At 32.3% G+C, this 21,954-nt stretch carries 23 protein-coding genes and 1 pseudogene; all 24 read right to left on the bottom strand.

Annotated elements, in window-relative coordinates; all coding sequences use genetic code 11:
* Positions 1-37 precede the first annotated feature (37 nt).
* Entirely contained in the window at positions 38-1,015 is a 978-nt protein-coding gene (locus J2Y03_RS20755; protein WP_396954236.1) for a glycosyltransferase family 2 protein, read from the bottom strand.
* 50 nt (positions 1,016-1,065) lie between these two features.
* Positions 1,066-2,118, bottom strand: coding sequence for an acyltransferase (locus tag J2Y03_RS20750; RefSeq protein WP_310197660.1), 1,053 nt, complete (start codon positions 2,116-2,118; stop codon positions 1,066-1,068).
* Between the two features lie 164 nt (positions 2,119-2,282).
* Complete coding sequence (locus tag J2Y03_RS20745; protein WP_310197657.1) at positions 2,283-2,846, bottom strand: acyltransferase; 564 nt, start codon at positions 2,844-2,846, stop codon at positions 2,283-2,285.
* A gap of 81 nt (positions 2,847-2,927) precedes the next feature.
* Complete coding sequence (locus tag J2Y03_RS20740; protein WP_310197655.1) at positions 2,928-3,446, bottom strand: KdsC family phosphatase; 519 nt, start codon at positions 3,444-3,446, stop codon at positions 2,928-2,930.
* The gene (locus tag J2Y03_RS20735) at positions 3,443-4,450 is read right to left on the bottom strand and encodes a KpsF/GutQ family sugar-phosphate isomerase (protein ID WP_310197653.1); all 1,008 of its coding nucleotides are present in this window, start codon (positions 4,448-4,450) and stop codon (positions 3,443-3,445) included. The genes J2Y03_RS20740 and J2Y03_RS20735 overlap by 4 nt, the downstream gene beginning before the upstream one ends.
* Positions 4,425-5,264 carry a 3-deoxy-8-phosphooctulonate synthase gene (gene kdsA, locus J2Y03_RS20730; protein WP_310197651.1) on the bottom strand — a complete coding sequence of 280 codons (840 nt, stop codon included), beginning with the start codon at positions 5,262-5,264 and terminating at the stop codon, positions 4,425-4,427. The genes J2Y03_RS20735 and kdsA overlap by 26 nt, the downstream gene beginning before the upstream one ends.
* Before the next feature lies 1 nt (position 5,265).
* Complete coding sequence (locus J2Y03_RS20725; protein ID WP_310197649.1) at positions 5,266-6,069, bottom strand: 3-deoxy-manno-octulosonate cytidylyltransferase; 804 nt, start codon at positions 6,067-6,069, stop codon at positions 5,266-5,268.
* A 4-nt stretch (positions 6,070-6,073) separates the two neighbouring features.
* Positions 6,074-6,859, bottom strand: coding sequence for a 6-hydroxymethylpterin diphosphokinase MptE-like protein (locus J2Y03_RS20720; RefSeq protein ID WP_310197647.1), 786 nt, complete (start codon positions 6,857-6,859; stop codon positions 6,074-6,076).
* 3 nt (positions 6,860-6,862) lie between these two features.
* On the bottom strand, positions 6,863-8,038 hold the full coding sequence (locus tag J2Y03_RS20715; RefSeq protein WP_310197645.1) for a glycosyltransferase: 1,176 nt from the start codon (positions 8,036-8,038) through the stop codon (positions 6,863-6,865).
* Positions 8,039-8,076: 38 nt separating this feature from the next.
* On the bottom strand, positions 8,077-9,135 hold the full coding sequence (locus tag J2Y03_RS20710; RefSeq protein ID WP_310197643.1) for a glycosyltransferase: 1,059 nt from the start codon (positions 9,133-9,135) through the stop codon (positions 8,077-8,079).
* Positions 9,136-9,254: 119 nt separating this feature from the next.
* Positions 9,255-10,373: a glycosyltransferase family 1 protein gene (locus J2Y03_RS20705; protein WP_310197641.1), complete on the bottom strand. Its 1,119-nt coding sequence runs from the start codon at positions 10,371-10,373 to the stop codon at positions 9,255-9,257.
* Between the two features lie 91 nt (positions 10,374-10,464).
* The gene (locus tag J2Y03_RS20700; protein ID WP_310197639.1) at positions 10,465-12,249 is read right to left on the bottom strand and encodes an ABC transporter ATP-binding protein; all 1,785 of its coding nucleotides are present in this window, start codon (positions 12,247-12,249) and stop codon (positions 10,465-10,467) included.
* 206 nt (positions 12,250-12,455) lie between these two features.
* The gene (locus J2Y03_RS20695) at positions 12,456-13,655 is read right to left on the bottom strand and encodes a glycosyltransferase (RefSeq protein WP_310197637.1); all 1,200 of its coding nucleotides are present in this window, start codon (positions 13,653-13,655) and stop codon (positions 12,456-12,458) included.
* A gap of 1 nt (position 13,656) precedes the next feature.
* Entirely contained in the window at positions 13,657-13,818 is a 162-nt protein-coding gene (locus tag J2Y03_RS20690; RefSeq protein WP_310197634.1) for a hypothetical protein, read from the bottom strand.
* 9 nt (positions 13,819-13,827) lie between these two features.
* On the bottom strand, positions 13,828-14,172 hold the full coding sequence (locus J2Y03_RS20685) for a helix-turn-helix domain-containing protein (protein ID WP_310197632.1): 345 nt from the start codon (positions 14,170-14,172) through the stop codon (positions 13,828-13,830).
* A gap of 31 nt (positions 14,173-14,203) precedes the next feature.
* Positions 14,204-15,343: a DegT/DnrJ/EryC1/StrS family aminotransferase gene (locus J2Y03_RS20680; RefSeq protein ID WP_310197802.1), complete on the bottom strand. Its 1,140-nt coding sequence runs from the start codon at positions 15,341-15,343 to the stop codon at positions 14,204-14,206.
* Positions 15,344-15,396: 53 nt separating this feature from the next.
* Complete coding sequence (locus J2Y03_RS20675; protein ID WP_310197629.1) at positions 15,397-16,041, bottom strand: acetyltransferase; 645 nt, start codon at positions 16,039-16,041, stop codon at positions 15,397-15,399.
* Positions 16,038-16,652, bottom strand: coding sequence for a sugar transferase (locus tag J2Y03_RS20670; RefSeq protein ID WP_310197627.1), 615 nt, complete (start codon positions 16,650-16,652; stop codon positions 16,038-16,040). Before J2Y03_RS20670 ends, J2Y03_RS20675 begins: the two co-directional genes overlap by 4 nt.
* Before the next feature lie 16 nt (positions 16,653-16,668).
* Positions 16,669-16,812, bottom strand: coding sequence for a hypothetical protein (locus J2Y03_RS20665; protein ID WP_310197624.1), 144 nt, complete (start codon positions 16,810-16,812; stop codon positions 16,669-16,671).
* 22 nt (positions 16,813-16,834) lie between these two features.
* Complete coding sequence (galE, locus tag J2Y03_RS20660) at positions 16,835-17,902, bottom strand: UDP-glucose 4-epimerase GalE (RefSeq protein WP_310197622.1); 1,068 nt, start codon at positions 17,900-17,902, stop codon at positions 16,835-16,837.
* 27 nt (positions 17,903-17,929) lie between these two features.
* Positions 17,930-19,000, bottom strand: a complete 1,071-nt coding sequence (locus J2Y03_RS20655) for an EpsG family protein (protein ID WP_310197619.1) — start codon at positions 18,998-19,000, stop codon at positions 17,930-17,932.
* A gap of 39 nt (positions 19,001-19,039) precedes the next feature.
* Positions 19,040-19,917, bottom strand: a pseudogene (galU, locus tag J2Y03_RS20650) (UTP--glucose-1-phosphate uridylyltransferase GalU).
* Between the two features lie 13 nt (positions 19,918-19,930).
* Entirely contained in the window at positions 19,931-21,775 is a 1,845-nt protein-coding gene (locus tag J2Y03_RS20645; RefSeq protein ID WP_310197617.1) for a nucleoside-diphosphate sugar epimerase/dehydratase, read from the bottom strand.
* Positions 21,776-21,795: 20 nt separating this feature from the next.
* Complete coding sequence (locus tag J2Y03_RS20640) at positions 21,796-21,933, bottom strand: hypothetical protein (protein WP_310197614.1); 138 nt, start codon at positions 21,931-21,933, stop codon at positions 21,796-21,798.
* Positions 21,934-21,954 lie beyond the last annotated feature (21 nt).

Genomic DNA, 21,954 nt, shown 5'->3' with positions numbered 1-21,954 from the left:
TATTATTTAGGCTATCCGGTGGTGGAATGATTTTTACCTATTTTCTCATTCTTAAAAGATTTTTTACTTTTATCACTTGCTCTGCAAACCAAACTAAATAATAATTATTTGTTTTTAATAACTTTATATATCTACTATCTTCTTTAGACATATCGGCTAAATCTATACACTCTTTGAATTCTTTTGAATTTAGAATATGATTGTTAAAAATTAATTTTTTTATTAATATATCTTTGTTACGTTTATCAAACGTATTCTTAACTACATTCAAAAAATTCAGATAGTAATATGTTGCAAATTCCTCTATTTGCTTACTGTAAATATTATGTTTTTTAAAATAATCCAGCCAGGCATTATATACCAAAACATTAATTTCTATTAAATCTTTACGATAGCTATTCATTAAACTGTATTGATTCGAGTGAACGTAATTATAAGTTATGATTGGGACCGTAGTAAATGAATCCATATGGCTCATATAGGAGAGGTTAAAAAGTAAATCTTCTCCTCTGTTTACGCTAACGTCGAAATAGATTGACTGTTCATGAATTATATTTGTGTCATATATTTTGCAACATAAACTTCCCGAAAGACCTTTTTTATATGTCTCAAAATACTTACACTTATCTAAAGTCATTTTTTTAGGAAATACCTTTATAATTTCTTTGTTCTGTTCTCTTATATTATAAATAAACTTAATTCCACTTACTGGTAAAGTATTCCCACCTTCTTTAATAGCCTCATAAAGTAGGCTACACCAATTTCTTTCAACAAAGTCGTCACTATCACAAAACATCATGTAGTCTCCTTTGGCAAGAGTAATTCCCGTATTTCTTGCCTTTGAAACCCCTCCATTTTTTATGTGAGCGACTTTAACTCTACTGTCCCCTAATGCATAATCATCACAGATTTCCCCACTCTTGTCTGTAGATCCATCATCAATTAATATTAATTCAAAATCTGAAAACGTTTGTGCCAAAATACTATCAATGCAGCGATTAATATAATTTTCCACATTGTATACTGGTACGATTATTGAAATTTTCGGCTTAATTTTTCCTCACCTCAATACACTGACTTCAGTTTATTAAACTGTTTAGCTTGTGATAAATGAATTAATCCAATACTAAACAACATTACACAAACTATTACAGAACAAAACAAAATTGCCGAATTTTTGTTACTAAAATATTGTGAAAATATCAATCCGTTAATATTAATAAACATTGGGTGTACAAAGTAAATAATGGAACTCATTTTCCTTAATAATGGATATAACGTACTGTTATTAAGATTTATTTTACTTACGGTGTTAAAAATAAAGAATACAGTAAACCCTGTTAATAAAACATAGGAAAATCTGGAACCTCCAGAGGTATCAAGTAACAATACTTCTAATCCAACTAATATTAAGCAAATTACACTTAAAATTGCACTCAAGGTGAGTGTTATTTTAATTCTATATTTTGCAAACACAATCCCCATTAGTAGATATGGAAATGTCCTAAAAAATCCCACACTTACTGAACCTAATGAGTCGTATATTTTTATAAAGTTTTCAACTAAAATGTTATCGTTGAAAATCCAGGAATATGAATATGCAAACGTTCCTATTAAGTAGAATATAACTGCTGTTGCAATTACCACTTTCATTTGGACAAATCTTAATAAAAGAAATGTGAATACCATCCCATAAATCAAAGCAACTATATACCACAAATGAAAGTAACTTCCAGATATGAAGATACTTATTACGTATCCTTTCATATTCGCAAAGGTTAAATAACCACCTTTATACCAAAGGGGTACCCACCATAGGAGAAAAAATACAGTCCAAAATGCATAAATAGTTAATAAATGAATAATATATTTCTTTACAGAATTAAAATTAGTAATGTTTTTTTCGATTTTTTCGTTTTGCATATTAATCTTTTTAAAAAAGAAATAACCCGCACACACAAAAAAGTAAGGTACAGCTATTCTTGCAATAATCTCCACTAATATAAAATTTGCGGTTTCATTATAGGAATAAAGTGGTGGTGCGTGGATGATCACCACCAATATTGCGCAAATAAATTTCATTACATCAACTGCGTTGTTATTCGTTGTACTATTCATATTATTCCCCACATTATTATTAAATCAAAATGCTCTAAAATCCCTGCCTCCACCATAAAAAATTCAAATTAAACTACCAATAAATTTCTTTTAAAAGTATTGACCTATTAGATTTTGTCAATATTACGATAGATTGTATAAAAAATATGATTTACAATTTAATCTCATTTTCCTGCTAATAGATATCCTATTTTATTTTTCAGCTCACTATAAACCTTTTCTTTTTTTAAACCTGAATCATTGCCTCTAATGTATGAATGTTCAAAAACGTATGATTCTTTAAATAACATTTTATTCTTTTCTAGGTACTCGTCTTTTGAAGTGATGACCTTTGCAGGATTACCAGCAACTATTGAGTTTTCTGGGACAGTTTTTGTAACAATACTTCCAGCAGCAACTATAGAATTTTTCCCGATAGTTACTCCGGGCAAAATTAAGGCTCTAGCTCCAATAAAAACATTATCTTCAATGGTAATAGAGCCAACTTTAGTAAAGTTAAGTTCCTTGATTGTACTTGCGTCATGTGCCAAAATATAAGCTTCTGGTCCAATTGTTACATTGTTACCAATATTGATTAACCAGCAAAAGGAATAATCAAAAGTAACACCTGCTTGAATTGAACAATTATCACCGATTTTCATTCCTAACTTTTTATAATCCTTAAGCCAAACCTCTTCAAATAAATATTTTCTAATCCTCGATTTAATGAAATTAAATAATTTCGGCACATAATTTGCCCCTTTTTAATGTCCAAATGTTGGTAGGTTAAATAATCAGTGAGGTAATATTAATAATAAATTTCTATTTATTTAACTTTGTGTATTTCTATTACTGATTGTATTTATTCTTCCTATTAATATTAAATCAATTAATTCTCTAACAGCCCCATTTCCACCATTAGATTTGCAAACATAATCTACTACATCAATAACTTCATTCATTGCATCAGCTGGGCAAGCTTTTAGATAGCATACTTTCATACAATCAATATCGTTTACATCATCACCGATATAAGCAACATTTTCATATGTTAACTGGTACCTTTTTATTATCTCGTCCAAAACCTTTAGCTTATCATCAATACCTTGATAAACTTCTTCAATCTTTAGTTCAGCAGCACGTTTCGCCAATATCTCAGATTTCTTTCCAGTAATGATAACGGGTATCAAATTATACTTTTTAATATTAATTAACCGGTAGCCATCTTTTACATTGAATGCTTTAAATACCTCACCACTATCACCTACATAAATTTTCCCATCTGTAAGGGTACCGTCTACATCCATAACTAACATTTTTATCTTTGATAGATTTTTATCTTTGATCATATGATTATCCCCACTCCAAGAATATCGTTAACTCTTATTGTTCCTACCAGTTTATTATCCCTAACGATTGGCAAGGCAGAGATATTATTATCTTTCATTATCTTAAGAGCATCTACTGCGAGCATATCAGAATGAATATATAATGGTGTTTTAGCCATTACATCATCTACAGACAAATCAAAAACATCCACTTCTCTTGTAAACGTTCTTCTTAAATCACCATCAGTAAAGACTCCGACTAATTCATGAAGCTCATTTACAATATTAATAATTCCTATTGCTTTAGTACTCATTTCAATAATAGCGTCCTTTAACTTAGTCCCAGCCCTTACAACTGCATTTTTGTCCCCTTCATGCATAATATCTTTCACCTTTATTAGCAGCTTTTTCCCTAGAGATCCAGCTGGATGATATAATGCATAATTATGTTCATGGAATCCATAAATCTTAGATAAACAAACTGCTAGTGCATCTCCCAAAACCATTTCAACTGTTGTACTTGATGTAGGTGCTAGATTCATCGCACAAGCTTCCTTAAATTTAGGAAACACAAACGAGTAATCACTATATTTAATAAGTGATGAATTTTGATTTCCAGAAATCCCTATTAATGTTGCACCGATAATTTTTATATTAGGTAGAATTCTAGTAATCTCTTCACTTTCTCCACTATAGCTAATGGCTATAACTATATCATTGGGCGAAATCATTCCTAAGTCTCCATGCAGTGCTTCCGCAGGGTGAAGGAAAAATGATGATGTCCCAAGACTTGACATGGTTGCGGCAATCTTTCTCGAAACATGCCCTGGTTTCCCCATACCTGTTACAATTACCTTGCCGGTACACTTGGATATTAATTCTACAATTCTTACAAAACTATCATCTAAAGCATCTTTTACAAGATTTATTGCATGTACCTCAGTTTCAAAAACAAATCTTGACTCGGAAAGAATATCTATTTGATGTTCGGTGTTCATTTCAGTTTGAGCAGCTAATTGATTCAAAATCATGCACCGCCTTATATACTTTGATAAGCTTTTTAAGCATAACTTCAATCTCATCAAGTCTTACCATATTAGGTCCATCGGACATAGCATTATCTGGATCTTCATGTACTTCCATAAATAATAGATCAGCTCCAACAGCTAAAGCTGCTTTGGCTAAATGTTCCACATACTCCCGATTCCCACCTGTAGACGTTAGGTTTCCACCAGGCTTTTGAACACTATGTGTTGCGTCAAAAACAACCGGATAGCCGAACTTCTTCATTTCAATAATACTTGTCATATCCACAACTAAATTGTTATAACCAAATGTATTACCTCTTTCGCATAAAAGAATGTGTTCATTCCCTGATTCTTCAACCTTAGTAATGACATTTTTCATATCTTTAGCAGACAAAAACTGTGCTTTTTTAATGTTCACCGGCAAGCCAGTTTCAGCTGCTGCAGTTAATAAATCTGTTTGTCTGCATAGGAAGGCTGGTATTTGAAGCATATCAACAACCTCAGCAGCAATCCTTGCTTGATAAGGTTCATGAATGTCTGTTACTACAGGTACCCCTAACTCATCTTTTACTCTTTTAAGAATACGTAAACCCTCATGTATTCCGGGACCTCTGAACGCTGAAACGGACGTTCTATTCGCTTTATCGAACGACGATTTAAAAATAAAAGGAATACCAAGTAGTCCTGTAATGTCTTTCATTCTTGATGCCACTTCCATCACTTGTGTTTCTGATTCTATTACACAAGGACCTGCAATTAACGTAAATATATTACTATCTATTGTAATATTGCCAACTTTCATTGTTTTCATTTTAATTTCTTCCTCCTAAAATAAAATCTTTATCTCTTTCATTATTAAGTGCATAAACTGGAAGTTTCCCACTTGCTAACATATACTCTTCAACTTTTTCAATATCCTTAGGTGTATCAACTGAAATTGTTTTACAATGTGCGTTAATATAATATATGTCCTTCCTATTCTCTATAAATCTAAAAGAGTCATTTTCTTCAATTTTTTCAATTGGTCCCCGTGGAGTATTATGATAGTATTTTAGAGCTTTTTTAGTAAACGCTCCTACTCCCACAAATTTCTGGTATGTATAATTCATACCACCTTTAGGGAATGGAATAGGGCTGCGAGAAATGAACAAGCAAATCCCATCTTTATTTGTTACTATTTTTAAGTTAGTTGTATCAACTACTTCAACCGGATCAGTAAAATCTGTCATAAGATTTGATACATAGAAATCTTCCTTTTTCAACTCAGCAGGAATACATTTGACTATATCTTTTGCTTCTATCACTGGTTCGTCACCATTTACCATTACATATAAATCTGCATCTGTTTTTTGTGATACCTCATAAAGCCTTTCCGTTGCTGTGTCATGCCCTTTGGAGGTCATTATTACTTTTGCACCGAAGTCTTCACATACTGTTCTAATTTCTTCGCTGTCTGTAGCAATATATACTTCTTCAAAACATTCAACTTCTTTAGAATGTGTGTAGACCCACCAAACCATAGGTTTTCCAAAAATATTTGCTAAAGGTTTATTATAAAATCTGGCAGAACCGCCTCTTGCAGGTATTACTCCAACTATTCTCATATTTGATACCACGCTTTCAACATATTATTTGATCGAAGTCTCTTCTCTCAAAGACTTCTAATTTTCCTCCACGGGTTGCGTTATATATTTTTAAATTGTGATTATCAGCATATTTTTTTGCAGCGATAAAAGCTCTTGTAGATACTTCAATATCAGGAATATATAAATCCTCTTTGTCTGTATTATACTTTTCAATAAAATAGTCTTTTGCTGATTCATCAATCACAATTTCGCCTTTATCGTTTATCATCCTGCTGAAATTATGGTCCACACCTAATAAATAAATTTCTTTGATTCCCATATATACGGCCAATTGAATGGCGGTATATGCTACGGTATTTCCCCAGTATATACATTTAACGATATCTTCAGAAAACTTAGGTTCTACATTCCTATCACCAAACTTAAAGATATAATAATTTGCATTATTAAAATGAATATTATAGTCCCATGGAAAGTTGACAGGAAAAAATTTGTTTTCTATCTTTAATTTATTGATCTCTTCTTTACTTTTAAAAATGGTTTTATCATCTTCAGAACAGTAATATGTGGGTCGCCAATCTGTTTTATCGAAGATATAGTAAATTCGATTAAAAGCAAAAGTAACTTCATTTTTTAATTTATCAAGATCTTCAGCTATTAAACTTGGACCATTGCCAATAATAAAACAGCGTTTACCTAAATGAATATTTTTTAGAGAATGTATATTTTTACCGTTCTTTGAAATAGGGTATATTAATTCCTTTATATATTTATTAGTTTTATAATTTAATTTAATTATTGACCTTTTTACATATCTCATATATTAGCCAACCTCGATTAAATTATATATTTTTTCCATAATTACTTTCGGACTGAATTTTTTTAATACATCACTCTTATCATTTTTCATTTGGTTATAAAGGTGATCATCTTTTATCAAAGAAACAATCCCCTTAAATAAACCTGCTGGAGTCGGTTCTACTAGTAAACCATTTTCATTGTGACGTAAAAACTCTTCTGGTCCCATAGACCTTGCAACAGTAACAGGAGTATTTAAAGCAAGAGCTTCTAACACAGTAATTGACAATGACTCAACAAGAGAGGGATGAACGTATATATGTGCATTTTTTATATATGGGTAAGGATTGGAGATAGCACCTAAAAGATAAATATTATTTTCTAATTGATAATCTTTAATACATTCTTCAATTTCACCACGTTGTGTACCTTCCCCTATGAGATACCATTTTACGAAATAACCATTGTCAACTAACTTTTTACAAGCATGAACACAATTTATCATCCCTTTTTCAGGCGATAATCTACCTATACTCAATAGAGTAATATTTTCATTGTTATTATAATCAAAAATGGTTTCTTCGGTTGCTTTTTGTCTAATTGCATCAACGTTAATTATATTGGAAATCGTAATAAATTTATCATTTATACCTTGAATATTCTTTTCTAACATTTTTTTGGTGCTGTCAGATACCACAATTATCTTGTTGAATTTTTTAAAAACTTCAATCAAACGTTTCGTTTGATTCACTGGATAATCATATGTTCCGTGATGCCACCAAGTTACTTTGTTTTTGCTGTTAATTACATATCCAACAAAATCAGTGCAAATACCTACTCGATATGCAATTGCGCAATGATAATTTTTATCCAACTTAAAAAGTGGTTTTGCAAGAAACAATGTCTTTGGTCCAATTACTTTCTCAATCAAGAATATTAATCTAAGAATCAGCGCAAACCAATTTCCATTTTTTATATTCTGTAAAATACATTGCAAAATTGGTCCATAAGCTTTCGATAAATCATAGTAAATAATATTAACTTCTTTTGGAACTTCATTTGAATAATCACCGAGTTCCTCAAATAATATCAAATCAATGTCGTAATAGTTATAATCAATACTTTTTAGTAAATTTATAAGAGAGTTCTCAACTCCACCAACATTTAAATGACCATTTACAAACAAGATTTTCTTTTTCAAAATTTAACCTCACATGTACTAATGATTTTTTCATTCTTTTATTGTTGTTTATTTAGCGTTTCATCATTAAGATGTAATGTGCCAGGTCTTTGATTATTTAGTATTAATAAACTATATATTTTAACCATTTTAAACTTTATTAGGAGAATACAAACCTTCATCTTCCAAGAAACGTTAGGTAATTTAAAGTTAATAAATATATCCCTAACTTTTGGGTGATACATGATATTTTTTAACCTATCTATTCTTTCTTCCTTGTCACATTCGGAATATTGTATTTGACCTAATGTATTTAATGTAAAATACAACATATTAATTTTAATTTGTCTAGAAAAATCAAATTCACTAGTTTTTCCAAAATACTTTATTAATCTATCATTAATTTTAAGGTACGCATTCCACTTTTTTTCATTATATGTATTCGTTGTAGAATTCGGATTGTAAAAGTAGTTATAAAAATGATAGCCTTTTAGGTAGTAAAAGTTCTTTGCATGAAACATAATCTTCGATCCTAGTATTGAGTCTTCAGAATAATGAATATCTTCATCGTAGTATAGACTGTTATTTTTAAGAAATTCTAAATTAAATAAACAAACCCAATTTGAAATAGTGGGTGGAAATTCAATATCCTCAAACATGACTAAACAATGGAAAAGTTCATTTCTTATGTCATCTTTTGAATAATATCCCCCTCGTATAGGTTGTGTTCGCTTATCTTCATAATCATTTGATTTTTTCTTGTAATCGCACATAATAAAATCCAGATCTAAATCTTCAGCTTTATTAAACATTTCCTGGTACATTGCAGGTTCAATCCAATCATCCGAGTCAATAAAACTTAAGTATTTTCCTTTTGCCATTTTAATACCGTCATTTCTAGCTGCTGAAACTCTAGCATTTTTCTTGTGCATAACTTTTATCCGACTATCTTTTTGAGCATAATCATCGCAAATTTGCCCGGAGTTATCCATGGAACCATCGTTAATTAGTATAATTTCAAAACCTTGTAATGTTTGATTTAATATACTATCAATACAACGGTGCAAATAATTTTCAACATTATAGACTGGTATAATTACACTAATTTTTGGTAGCATCTTTTTCCTCCTTTCAAAAAGTTTATATATTTTTCTAATTCATTTTGATAAGGTCTAAAATCAATCTTTAAGTGTTGCTCAAACTTTAGATACGTTATCAGAAAAATAATTCACATGAGTTATCTTGATGCGCTATATATTTCCGTAAGCTTTGATATTCCTTTATCTATAGAGTAGCCACTTTTTTCAAAACCTTTTATTATCTTACTAACATCTTTTTCTCTTTTACCTGCTAATTCTAGAATCTTATTAGCCCAATTACTGGGATTTCCCTTCAGTGATAGTGTAGAAAATAAATCTATACCTAAATTAGCTTCGGGCTGGATTGCTTCAGAAACGATACACGGTAGTCCACTAGCCTGTGCTTCTAATAGTACTAATCCTAGCCCTTCATAGATTGAAGGGAAAACAAAAATGTCCATACTGTGAAACATAGTGTGGATATCGTCTCTTACTCCTACAAATCTAATATTTTTAATTAGACCTTTCTCAATAGCTATTCTTTCAATTTGTGCTCTTAATTTCCCATCTCCTACTAATAATAGTTGAATATTTTCTTTTCTAGAAACAAGGTGGTATAATATCTCTAATAAAAACAAATGATTTTTGGATTCAATAAATCTCCCAACATGGCCAACCACTATATTATTCTCTATATCAACCTCAGATTTAAACTTTAAAATTTCTCTCTTCGGAGCTTCAAAAAATTTAGAGTAATTTATCAAATTAGGAAAGTATGAGTACTTTGAATCCTTTATACCCTTTTCTCCATACAAGTAAGTTCCTGCTTCTTGACTACATGCTAATAGGTGAGTAGAAAAAACTGTTATTGCCTTCCTCATAAAATGGTAATAACCTTTCCTTATGTAATTATCACTTTTATTGAAGGTGGTATGAGCATGAGCTATTCGAATTTTTACATCTGCTAACTTTGCTGCAATATTCGCTATCCCGCAATGAAATAGTGTATGTGAATGGACAGCATCATAGGGTCCATAGTCCTTAATTACAGTATAAATTTCTTTAATAGATTGAGTTTTTGTCAATTTTATTACTCTTCCACCTAATTCCTTTATTTCATTATCATAATAAGCATCATCTTTACTATATGAAACAAAATCAAATTTAAATTTTTTTCTATCTATGTTCCTGTAGATATTCATTAACATTGTTTCCGTACCTGCTTGGTTCATAGCACCAACAACGTGCAGTACTTTATATGGTTTCGAGTTTTTCATCATTTCTTCCTCAACTTAAATAATTAATTTTATGTTTAGCGATAAAAGTTATTTAAAAAGCGGAAATTCATCCAAATTACTAAATTTCCTATTACATTGACTGTTTTAATTTATGATCTACAGATATTAACTTACCTTTATCAATTTTAAATACAATATCGCAATTTTCAATTGTACTTAGTCTATGAGCAATAATTATTATAGTCTTATCACCTTTAAGGCCGTCTATTGCTTTCATAATCTCTTTTTCTGTACTGTTATCTAAAGCAGATGTTGCTTCATCTAAAAAGATAATCTCCGGATTATGGTACAATGCCCTAGCAATTCCAATACGTTGGCGTTGTCCTCCAGAAAGCCTTACTCCTCTCTCCCCGACAATAGTATCTAATCCTTCAGTAAGTGAATCAACAAAATCTTTTAACTGAGCATCTTTTATTGCCTTTTGAATAGCAAGTTCATCAATATCATTATCATCTATTCCAAATGCAACATTTTTCCTAATTGTTTCATCTGATAAATAAATGGATTGTGGGATATAACCAATTTTATTTTTCCAAATTGGCAAAAGTTCACTTAGCTCCTTCCCATCTATAAATACTAGACCTTTCTCAGGTTCCAAGAGACCCAGTATTATATCAACAATAGTTGTTTTACCAGCACCAGAAGTTCCAATAAAAGCAATAGAATTACCAATTGGGATGGTTAAAGATACATCTTTTATTGAATATTCATCTTGGTTTGGATATCGGAAGTATACACTTTCCAAATTTATTGATTCTTTGAATGTTTTCTCACCTTTAGCCATCTTTACTGGTTTTGATTCATTGATTTCAATTTCAGGCTTTTGTTTTCTTCCTAAATTGTCTTCAATTAAATCTTTGTATACTACTGTTAACGCTGGTTGACTGAATCGTATTGTTGATAGGCTAGCAACAATTCTATTTATTGAAGGCATAAGTCGAAAAGCTGCCATTGCAAATAATGACATAGTAGCCACTAGGTTTGCTGTATTTGTTCCTTGAAAAACAATAATAATCATCGTAATAAGGACAACTGAAACTAATAATGTCTCGATGAAAAGCCTGGGTGCTTGGTCCAGCATATTTTTATAAATCGTATTACTAGCCATGATTCTACTTTGTTTTTCATATGAATTTACAAAGTAACGTTCCTTTCCAGAAACCTTTATTTCTTTACTTGCCCCTAATCCTTGGTTGACCCATTTAATGACCTCACGGCTAATTTTTTGATTTTCCTTTCCTAAATAAGTGATTTTAGTTCGGAAAATTTTAAAGAAAATAAAAACACTTCCGCCTAATAGTATTCCAGCGGTTAGAGTAGCTAATGGTGCCGTAACGATTAATAAAGTAACTATAAAAATAACGACTAGAATTTCTGTCAATAATTGAAAAGTTGCTAATAAAATGCCATCAAATATTTTAGCCACTTCACCATTTACATTTCTTAAAAGTTCAGCGGAATTTCGTTGCAAATGAAATGTATAAGGTTTTGTTAGATAAGCTTTAAACATTGTACTTGATAGTTTTACTTTTTGATTAAAAATGACTCTGTATTGTAAATAATAAAACCCCAGTAAGTAGCCATTTTTTAGAATAAAAACTGTGAGTAAAAGGCCAACTGCAAATAAAATAAAAGCATTTACTGATTGGAAGTTTAACAATTGGTATGCATATGATAAAATTGGTTGCTCTTGTATCATAGCAGGATTTGTCACTATACCAACAAAAGGAACTATTAAACCAATCCCTGCCGTTTCAAATATAGCAGCAATGATCATCATAAAAAAAAGTAATAAAAACTTTTTCTTATCTCTTTTATTAAATAGTGCCCTAAGCTTCTTAAATGTATCTTTCAATATAGTCACACCTTTAATTTATTATTATCGTTCATTATAATGAACGATAACACCAAAAAAAATAATATATTTCATTTAAAAGTTATCAATATTTCCTTTTTTTTAAATTATATACCACAAGCAGTTCTTATTAAAGAACATTCATTCGACATAATTCTACAGTTTTTCATACAATTAGTTATTATAATACTCTTATCAAACTACAACTAAAGTAAACTAATTATTTTATATAGCTTTTCTAGTTCGTAACTATTACTATAGTCTTTATTTTTGACATTGTTCATTAGAGTATTCTTCAATTCTTGATTACATAAAATTTCCTCTATACCTTTTGCTAACCCAGCAGCACCTAAATCACAAATCACTCCATCAACCCTATTTTCTATTTGACTTGCTGCTGTGGAATAATTTGTTATTAGGATTGGCTTTCCTAATATTTTTGCTTCAGTCACAGTTACTGCTTTTCCCTCATATCTAGATGGTTGTACGTACAAATCACATGCATTTATAAAAGGATATGGATTCGTTTGCTTCCCCAACAGAATAAAGTCTTCTTTCAAATTATTTTTTGCTATTAATTCTTTAAGTATATCTTCATCTCCACCGTAACCTACAACATACCAAACGATATCATTGATGCCTTTTTCTTTTAATATCTTTAATGCTTGGATTGCATTATCTATTCCTTTTGCATGTGATAGTCTCGCTACAGTTAAAATCTTAAATCTATCGTCATCTTGCATTGGATTTTGAATCTTTTTCTCCCCCATTTTACGTATAAACTCTTGGGAGGTTATATTTTCTATTACACTAGTTTTTGTTTCTAATTCCTTATACTTTCGTAAGAAGGAATCTCTACACGCCTCTGAAACTGCAATTATATGATCAAATCTATTCCACATCTTTAAGTCCATTTCAATATCTGTTTCAATGTTAGAATAATCTGTATGGATCCAAGCAATTTTTCTTTTTGCGTTTACTTTTTCTGCTATAAAATAATGCGGCCACAAATAACTAATGGCTATATCGTAGGAAGTATCTATAGTTGGCAATAACGGCAAGGCATATTTCCACATTAATTGCATTTGAAAATAACCTGGTTCATCTATCCTTTTAATTTTTTTAGACAGAGCAGCATGTACTTTTGATAATACTCTTGATAAGCCTATACCAATTTGTTTATCTTTAATAGTCTCACCAATGGATTTTCTAAAAGTACTATAAGGAGATATTTCTGGAAGAAGATTTGGCTTTTTTGGGAGTAAATGTAAGAGATCCCCCTGGTGCCTATATAACATTAGATCAACTTTGTAATTAGTATAATCAAAGTTATCTAGCATACTGATAAGACTTCTTTCTACTCCTCCAACCTCCATATCAAAAGAAGCTATAAGCAATTTTTTCATTTTATCTCCCACCTGTTAAAACTTTTCTGAAAATAGTTTTCCCACCCATGACGTCTTTATCTTGAATTTTATTTTGTCTTAAGATATTTAACGATTCCAGGTTTTCCCTTTCTATCAAACCAACATAATGGATTTTATTAGGGATTTTATTAATATTGTTCATTTTTTCACCTCAATTTTCATCTACACTTGTTTTCAAATTTTTCCACTTGATGAATTCAATTAAAGTTTTATATTCATTAATTTGTATTCCTGTTTCTTTTAATTCTGCTGCTAAATCAATCAATTCCTGATCCATTTCTTGTTGAACTTCATTCGTATTTATTGGTCTCAAAAATATGTCTACTTCCACATCAAGCACTGCAGCAATTCTTTTTACTACTTCTATAGAAGGATTCCGATTTAGATTACGTTCAATATTACTTAAGTAAGACTTTGATAAATTAGCTCGTTTCGCTAATTCGGACATAGTTAGTCCCTTTTGCTTCCGAAATTCATATATCGTTTTACCGATCACGACTCATACCCCGTTTATCATAAAGTAATTACTATGTTCTAAACATATCCGCTCTATCCTTCCTTTTAATAACTGTTTGTTTGATATGGTGAATGACAGTCTCTATATCCTCCTCCGTCATATTGGATCCTGATGGTAAGCACAACCCGCTATTAAAAAGTATTTCTGAGACGCTTTCATCTTCACTATGAGAATAATAGCTCATATCCTCAAATATAGGTTGTAAATGAAGCGGCTTCCAAACTGGTCTTGCTTCAATATTTTCCTCATTTAATGTATTCAATATTTCCGTTACCGAAGTCCCAGCCTCATATTGATTTATGGTTAGTGCTGTTAGCCAGCGATTCGATAATGTATCGGTCAACTCAGGCATAAACGTAAAGCCGGGCAGGCTAGAAAGCTCATCAAAGTATCGTTGAAAAATCGCCCTTCTTGCCGCAATTCTGTCGTCCAATACTTCTAATTGTGCTCTTCCGACCCCAGCTAAAATATTGCTTAAGCGATAATTATATCCAACTCGACTATGCTGATAGTGTGGAGCAGCATCCCGTGCTTGTGTAGCTAAAAATCTTGCACGTTGTAACGCCTCACGATTATTTGAAACGAGCATACCTCCTCCGGAAGTCGTTATAATCTTGTTCCCATTAAAGGAAAAAATTCCATACTCTCCAAACGTTCCACTTGCTTTACCTTTATAAACCGCCCCTAGAGATTCTGCAGCATCTTCAATTATTGGAACCCCATATTGATTGCAGATTATTGCGATTTCTTCAATTTTGGCACTTTGACCATATAAATTTACAACAATAACAGCCTTTGGAAGATTCCCCTCTTTAAAGGCTTCTTTAAATGCTCTCTCTAAAGCTTGAGGGGACATATTCCATGTTTCAGGTTCAGAATCAATAAAAACTGGCTCTGCTCCTTGATATATGATCGGATTTGCACTTGCAATAAAGGTAAGACTTGAGCAAAACACCTTATCACCTTTACCCACATTTAATAATAAAAGAGCCAGATGAATTGCGGACGTTCCTGAACTAACTGCCACAGCTTCACTAACTCCTACGTAATCTGCTATTTCCTTTTCAAAGGCATCTACATTGGGGCCAAGAGGTGCAATCCAATTTGTTTCAAATGCTTCATTTATATACTTATGTTCCTTACCACTCATATGTGGCGAGGATAGATAAATCCTTTTTTTATAGGTAGTTTGTTCCAATGAATTCACCCCGCACTTACTTTATTTTTCAGCTTTACCTTCGCAGGTGTTCCTACTGCTAAACAATTATCAGGAAGATCATCAGTTACAGTTGATCCCGCACCAATCATTGACCATTCACCTACTCTTTTAGTTGGAATAATCGTTGCACCGCTTCCCACGCAGGTGCCCTCTCCAATTTCAACTGTGCCTGCAATCGTACTATTTGGACAAAGATGAACGAAATCTTCTAGTAAACTATCATGCTCTACTACTGAACATGAATTGATAATGCAATGGTGCCCAATCTTCACATCTGCATTAATTACAGCTTGCGGCATGACAACAGTACCTTTTCCAATTGTTGCACTTGGACTAATACTTGCAGTAGGATGGATTAAGGTTACAAAGTTCTCTATACATATACCGAGCATTTCAATGATTGATTTTCTTACTCTGTTATCGCCGATAGCCATCACAAACTTTACATCATTATTTTCTTCCATTAGATGCTTTGCAACTCCAATAGGACCGTAAATGAGATGGTCTATGATTTGAATATTTTCATACTTATTATCAAGATACCCAATAATCAGGAGGTCTTTAGACGCTCGAATATTATCGGAAACCACTTTACTATGACCTCCATGACCAATGATAACCACCTTCAAGTATTTCCACCTCCCATTGTGGAGTTAGATCCTTTAAAGCTTTCTACTGTTGCATTCCCAGGTTGATTAATTCCATCTGAAATAATGACTTTATATGCGGTCATTAATAAAATTTTCATATCAAGGAAGATAGATTGATTCTTAACATACCAAACATCTAACTTAAACTTTTCCTCCCATGAAAGAGCATTTCTTCCATTTACTTGGGCCCATCCCGTGATTCCAGGTCTTACATTATGCCTTAAGAATTGCTCCTTGGTATAGAGCGGCAGATACTCAACCAGCAACGGCCTTGGTCCTACTAAGCTCAAATCCCCTTTAACCACATTCCATAATTGTGGATATTCGTCCAAACTGTATTTACGAAGGAAACTTCCAAAGGGAGTTAACCTAATAAAATCTGGCAGTAATTGCCCCTTATGATCTTTTTCATCGGTCATGGTTCTAAACTTATACAACAGAAACCGCCTTCCACCTAAACCAGGCCGTTCCTGTTTAAAGATGATAGGTGAACCAAGCTTTAACTTAATTAACCATGCGATAACGATAAAGATTGGAAAAAGAACAACCATTAGAATCAAAGAAACTGTAAAATCAAATAGCCGCTTCATGTTTATTACCTCCCAGCTATTCGGAATCAGCTAACACTTGTTTTTTTATATCCTCAATAAGATCTTTTATTTGAATGTCTTCTGTCTCTATTCCCTTAACATATATATTCATTAAAATCTCTTTTAGTTTCTGTTGGGTTAAATGTTCCGATATAGCCATCCTACTAACCTCTCTTTGAATCTTATTTAATTAAAAAGTCCTCACTAGGTATTAAGTGAGGACTTTCTTCTTCTTGATTTTGTTTGTATCCATTTGGATTTTCACATTGCCAGTGCCAAGCATCTTTACACATTTCATCTATTCCTTTTTTAGCAACCCAGCCTAGACCTCTCTCAGCTTTTACTGGATCTGCGTAACAAATAGCTACATCCCCAGGTCTAGAATCCACTATTCTATAAGAGATCTCCCTGCCTGACGCTTTTTCAAAAGCAGAAATCATTTCTAACACACTATAACCATTTCCAGTACCAAGATTGAATACTTCAACACCTGTTGTATATGTAATCTTTTCTAAAGCTCTTAAATGTCCAATGGCTAGATCAACTACGTGAATATAATCCCTTACACCTGTTCCGTCCTTTGTAGGATAATTATTTCCAAAAACATTAAGCTTCTTTAATTTTCCCATAGCCACCTGAGAAATATAAGGCATAAGATTATTTGGAACGCCATTTGGGTCTTCTCCGATTTGTCCACTTTCATGAGCACCGATAGGATTGAAATATCTCAAAATCGATATGGTCCAGGTATTATCAGATTCATAAAGATCATGTAAAATATCCTCAATCATAAGCTTTGTACGACCATATGGATTTAATGCACTTAAGGGGCTCTCTTCGGAAATAGGGAATTTTTCAGGAACTCCATATACCGTTGCAGATGAGCTAAATACTAATTTCTTTACATTATATTTTTTCATTGTCTTACAAAGTAAAAGAGTCCCAGTAATATTGTTATGATAATACTGAAGAGGAAGATATACAGATTCACCAACAGCTTTTAATCCTGCAAAATGAATAACGGCTTCAATATCATTTTCTAAAAAAACCTCATCCAAACGGTTTTCATCCAATAAATCATAATTATAAAATTTAAAAGAAGAGCCTGTAATTTCTGTTATTTTTTTAATTGCTTCAGGCTTACTATTAATTAAATTATCCAAAACAACTATTTCATATCCTGCATTTAACAATTCAACACATGTGTGACTTCCAATATATCCTGCTCCTCCAGTAATTAAGATTGCCATGGTTTCCCCCTATTTCTTTAAATTGATTTATCCCAAGTAATTACTTCTATATATTATATTTAAATTAATTACACTTTCGTAGAAAAAATAAGCCAAATAACATAAAATGATTGCATAATAGACTAAGCTTTGGTCTTTTTTTCTAAATACCTTGACCATCCATGAAATTAAAATGATTTGGTAAAGTTCAAAATAAATATTAAACCTCGCAAAAATCCAGTTTGCAGTCGAAATGATCATAAAGACCAAACCGATAATGGCCATATTTACAATAATATCGCTTTCTGGGAATAGCTCTCTTAGCCTTTCCCTGCCAAAGAAAGCAAGGACTAACGGTGCTCCAAACACTATTACCCTTATAATATTTGCCCCTCCCTCATTAAATTGACTATATACACCATATTGACTATCCTCAATGGCGGAAAATAATATACTCGAAAACTGATTAAATCCTAAAACGATGATAATTGAAAAGAGTAATAGAACTAATGTTGCCTTTGACCAAGCTCTAAATCTTACTAAAAATGAAATAGGAATTAAGATCAGTGCACTTTGATGGAAAAAAGAAGCAAAAATTATAACTAATATATATTTAAACCTATTTCCTTCTATTAAGTATTTTGTAGCTACAAAAATAATAGCTGTTGCCAGACATTGCCGGATTCCATTCATGGTGACTAAAAATAAGCCTCCAGTTACATAAACATAGATACTTAATTCGAATAATCTGGAGTACTTATATAAGCCAATAATGATTAGTACATTAGTGATTAACGCCGTAGTAAATATTAATATTTGCGGATCTTCTGAAAATCTTTTTAAGATCATTTGAAGAATACCAAATCCAATGTCATCTTGAGATTTTATGAACTCCCAATTGAAATCGTTAATTCTGTAGGTATGCATATAGAAGGGTGTATCACCAATATTATTCCGCAATCCAGAAACTAAGATAAAAGACAGTATTGTACCAAATGCCAAAAATTTATTTGGTTTTATTGACACCAATGAATTATTTAGGACTAGAGTACTCGAAAAATAACGAGAAAGAAGGGATAATAAAAATACGATTGCAAGATTGACCCAGAGAACAGTCATACAATAGGTCCTTTCAGAGTACTAAAATGTAAATAAAACTCATTTAATTAATTCCTTATCTAAAGTAGCAGATAGATAGGTCAATAATTGACTTCTTAAATCCTTATGCTTTAAGGCAAACTCAATTGTGGTTTGTATAAAGCCCATTTTTTCCCCGACATCATAGCGAGTCCCTTCAAAGTCGTAGGCATAAACTTCTTCATATTCATTTAAAGCTGCAATGGCATCTGTAAGTTGAATTTCTCCGCCAGCCCCTGGCTCTTGTTTACTCAGGATTTCGAAAATTTTCGGACTTAAGATATAGCGGCCAAGTATCGCCAAATTGGAAGGTGCTTCTTCCTGCTTCGGTTTTTCTACTAATCGATTTACACTATAAAACCGGTTTCCCATTGATTCCCGCCTACAATTCCATAGCGAGAAACATCTTGATTTGGAACGGATTGGACACCCAATATTGTGGCATTGTATCGGTCATACTGCTCCATTAACTGTTTTAGACAGGGCTTTTCTGCCTGAACAATGTCATCTCCTAAAAGGACTGCAAACGGTTCATTGCCAATAAACTTGCGGGCACACCAAATAGCATGCCCCAACCCTCTTGGTTCTTTTTGACGGATGTAATGAATATCCACCAATTTAGAGGATTTCTGTACTTCGCTGAGTAACTCATATTTTCCTTTTTTCAATAAGTTATGTTCTAATTCAAAAGAGTGATCAAAGTGATCCTCAATCGCTCTTTTACCTTTTCCCGTAACAATAATAATATCTTCAATACCTGACTCAACAGCTTCCTCCACAATATATTGAATCGTAGGTTTGTCTACTATCGGCAGCATTTCTTTTGGCATTGCCTTTGTTGCCGGAAGAAACCTTGTTCCCAGTCCAGCTGCAGGTATAATGGCTTTTTTTACTTTCATTTAATAAACCCCTTTAAACAGTTATGGATAGTGCTTGTTTTGGAGAAACTTCTTGTCTTTTCGTTACTCTATTATTTGCTAGATTTAAAAGCTTTTCTCTTATTTCTTCCTTTTCCAGATGTTTAAATGATGAAATTAGCTCTTCGATTTCCTGTAAATAAATTTCTGATGTTTTTCCAATATAAATCTTTGGATATATTTGCTTTTCATTGACTTCGTCTTCTTTCAAAAGTTCTTCAAAAAGCTTTTCACCCGGTCTAATTCCTGTGAAATCAATGCCTATCTCTTCAATTGAATTTCCTGATAATTTGATTAGATTCCTAGCTAAATCTACAATTTTCACTGGTTCTCCCATATCTAAAACAAATATTTCTCCACCTTTTGCCAATGCACCAGCTTGAAGAACTAATCTCGATGCTTCGGGAATCGTCATAAAGTACCGAACCATATCAGGGTGAGTGACTGTAACTGGACCGCCTTTTTCAATTTGTCTCTTAAATAATGGGATTACACTTCCTCTGCTCCCTAGTACATTTCCAAAACGTACTGCAACAAATTTAGTGTTACTTATACGGTCGATTGATTGAATAACCATTTCAGCGAGTCTTTTTGTTGCTCCCATTACACTTGTAGGGTTTACTGCCTTATCCGTAGAAACCATGACAAAAGTGTTTACTCCATTCCAGCTGGCCGCCTTTGCTGCATTCATAGTTCCAATTAAGTTATTTTTGACTGCTTCTTCAGGATTGGCTTCCATTAATGGTACATGCTTATGCGCTGCCGCATGATATACAATACTAGGATGGTACGTACTCATAACATCCATCATTTTCTTTTCATCCTGTAAGTCAGCAATAATGGGAATAAATTCTGTCTCTTTATTTCTAAACTTCTCTTTTAACTCCATCTCAATTGAGTAAATACTATTTTCACCATGTCCAAGCAAAACTAATTGCCTCGGTTGAAATTTTGAAATTTGCCGGCAAATTTCCGAACCAATGGAACCACCCGCGCCCGTAACAAGTACTACTTTTCCTGTAATATTTTCTGTGATACTATCAATATCTAATTCTACAGGTTCGCGACCAAGTAAATCCTCCACCTGCACATCCCGAATTTGTTGGACAGATACTTTTCCAGTAATCAAATCTTCTATCATTGGAAGACTTTGTGTTTTAGCGCTCGTTTCGGCACACTGTTTATAAATAATACTAAGTTCCTTTTTACTTAGTGATGGTATGGCAATGACAATATGGTCTATATTCAGATTATTAACAGTAGCTTTTATTGTTTTAGTTCCACCAACCACTGGTATTCCTAAAATCTCAAGCTGATGCTTTTTATTATCATCATCAATAAAGGCAACTGGTATAAGATTATTTTCATTTTCCTTTTTTAGTTGTCTTGCAACCATCATACCCGCTGACCCAGCTCCGATAATGAGTGTTCTTTTCTTGTTACCGACCTTATTAAGATACGAATCTCTATACATTCTCCACAAAAAGCGGGAACCGCCAATAAAGGACATATTAAGAAACCATGTTACTAAAAGCAGCCTGACTGGAATTTCTCGAACGACAACCAGTTGAATCACAGCTGCAAAAAAAACAGAAATTGTAATTACCTTAAGGATGCTTACTAATTCTCCTACACTTGCAAATTCCCAGGCTTTTTTATAAAGATGTAATTGAAAAGAAAATAGATGATGACTAATTAAAATGACAATAGCACTTAATACCATTGGTAAAGTGATCACTTTTAAAGTTCCATAGGTTAAGAAGCGACTAAAGAAAATCACTGTTAAGACTATACAAGAGTCTAGAAAAATAAATAAGGACAATCGTTGCCTATAAGTCATACTTTTCCTCCAATACCAGATTAACTTCTTTTTAACCTTATTTTGATTGCATCGTCTATCAATCTTTTAATATCTTCTAGCAGTTCTTTGTCTACATCTTGCTTAATGTACCTAATAGCTTTGACAATGGATTTTGGATAGTGATCAATGTTTTTCACACTAACAGCTCCTTAAAAAAA

Source organism: Neobacillus niacini, from assembly GCF_031457145.1.
Classification (GTDB): Bacteria; Bacillota; Bacilli; order Bacillales; family Cytobacillaceae; genus Neobacillus; species Neobacillus niacini_J.
Note: the sequence above shows the minus strand (reverse complement) of the source record. Positions and strands in the feature narration are given on the sequence as shown.